The sequence below is a fragment of the Mesorhizobium salmacidum (SeqCode) genome (genome assembly GCF_037179605.1).
Classification (GTDB): domain Bacteria; phylum Pseudomonadota; class Alphaproteobacteria; order Rhizobiales; family Rhizobiaceae; genus Mesorhizobium; species Mesorhizobium salmacidum.
Genome location: NZ_JAPYKS010000066.1, coordinates 1 through 1,974, shown reverse-complemented (window position 1 = coordinate 1,974; position 1,974 = coordinate 1). Strand labels below are relative to the sequence as shown.

General features: G+C 58.9%; 1 protein-coding gene. It reads right to left on the bottom strand.

Translation table 11 applies throughout. The features are described from left to right. Positions 1-598: 598 nt before the first annotated feature. Positions 599-1,693, bottom strand: coding sequence for a helix-turn-helix transcriptional regulator (locus O7A60_RS31600; RefSeq protein WP_337109562.1), 1,095 nt, complete (start codon positions 1,691-1,693; stop codon positions 599-601). Between the last annotated feature and the right edge of the window lie 281 nt (positions 1,694-1,974).

Sequence of the window (1,974 nt, the reverse complement as noted above, 5' to 3'; positions counted from 1 at the left end):
TATCAACCAGGGATTCGACCTCATGCATGAGGGCAAGTCGATCCGGAGTGTCGTGGTTTACTGAAGACGGCTTCACGCCGCCGACTCCAGTTCGATGAAATAGATACGCCGAGCCCCGGTTCTGTGTTCCCAAATACTGTGCCTCGGGCAAATGGCGTAAAGGGCACCGCATCCTGGGCGACGTCAGGGCTGCGTAACGCTCAAGAGGCTTGCGACGCGCCCTTCCGCTGCGCAGCGCAAACGCGTTCCGGAGACGGGCGTTGAATGCAGGGTCTTTCGTCGAGGTCCGACAGCATGGCGCTCGTGTAATGGAACGCATCGGCTGTGATCCCGATACTGGAAAGCACGTTGACCCTGGCCTTGGCCTTTTAGCATCGCCACGGCCATGGAGTTCTGTCGATATTGCAGCCAATCATTGCGAAGCCCCCGGAAGCCTTGCTTCCGACCAGGTCTCGGGAGCGGCCTTCCTTATCCGCTCCTGGTTCATGGCGATGCCTTCGCGGTTTTCTTCGCGATCGCCGCTGTGAGGCAACGGATTGGGCCGGTCCGTAACACTGCGAAGCGGCTCGAATCGGCGTTTCATCAACATGGCGCCGCCTCATTGTTTCGGCAAAAATCTCGCCAACAGCGACACCAGTTCAGTTTGGCGGTGTGTGCCCGTCTTTGCAAAGACGGCCTTCAACTCGTTGCGTGCGGTCTGGTACGAGATCCGACATCTGTCGGCGACCGCCTCGAGCGGCTCGCCGGCTGACATCATGGATGCCAGCCGCGCTTCGGCTCCTGTTAGGGCGAAGGTGGTCCGAAGGTGAATATCCGGTGGCTGGCGTTGCGTGTCCGGATCCACAAGGATGATGATCGCCTGGCATGGAGCCAGCGAATTGTATGAAACGTGCGGCAAGCGGACCGGGTAGGCCATCAGTGGTCGCCCTTGCGTTCTCCGGAGCGCTATCGGCGGCACGGACCTTGCGGAGGGCTGGTTTCGTAGGAGCGCCTGCAGCGCCCGGTTCAGTGCGTCAGTCGCACTCTTGTCGATCGAGGACACATGGCGGCCGTTCACTACAAGTCCATGTGCCTGCAAGGACTCCGCGGCGCGGTTCATTCCGAGCACGCTCCCATCCTTGCCAATCATGATGGCGGCCGTGCCACTTGCAGTGAAAGCATCCAACGCCGCGCCCGCACGCGCCATGCCGAGCATTGTCGCCAGCGCAGCGACGGATCCGGCCCGGTGGGAGAAGGCCATCAGCTGCTGGAGCTCCTCCGGAGAGAACGGTCCCTGTTCGACCGATCTCTGCAAGGACAGGGACCAGAACTCGTCACCCGCGGCAATCTTGACAAGGGCGCACCACCGCAGCCCGCATGGGGCAAGGAATTCCTGGAAGTACGGATGCCGGGCAACATCGTCCGACGTCAGTAGGTCCTCGTCGGTTGCAACGCCACGGGCACGCAGGAACGGGACCAGGCGGAAGCGCTCATCGCGTTCTATCCAGCCGCCGCTGACATAGGCATCAAACGATCGTGCAACCGAGCGTGTGCGGGGCAGGATCGGTAAGTGACCTTGTATATCAAACAGCAGCGCGCCGAAGCTTCTGGTGGACTTTGCTGCCCGTTCCATCGCTTCGTCCCAGCGGGTCGGATCGAGCGCCGCTTCGACCAGGCTCGCTTCAATGGCAGCAAAATCGAACGCTGTAGACACAAAACACCTCGCCCACAGACGGGTGCCCATGGTGCTACGGCAAATAATCCACCGAATTCCTGTTTGTATTCAGAAGTTGGAGCCACTTAAAGTTGATAGTTTCCCCTTTGCTACTCGGAGTATTCCTTCATCCTCTCCGTTAAGCATTTTGAGCTTGGACCTTTTTTATTTTCCTGTCCAGCTTTACATGGTTCTAATCGGTTTTAGACACTCTTTTCCGGTGGGCGGCTTACTGATTTAACTACTCAGTCGAGTTTTTTTCGGCTCATGACCCATTTGGG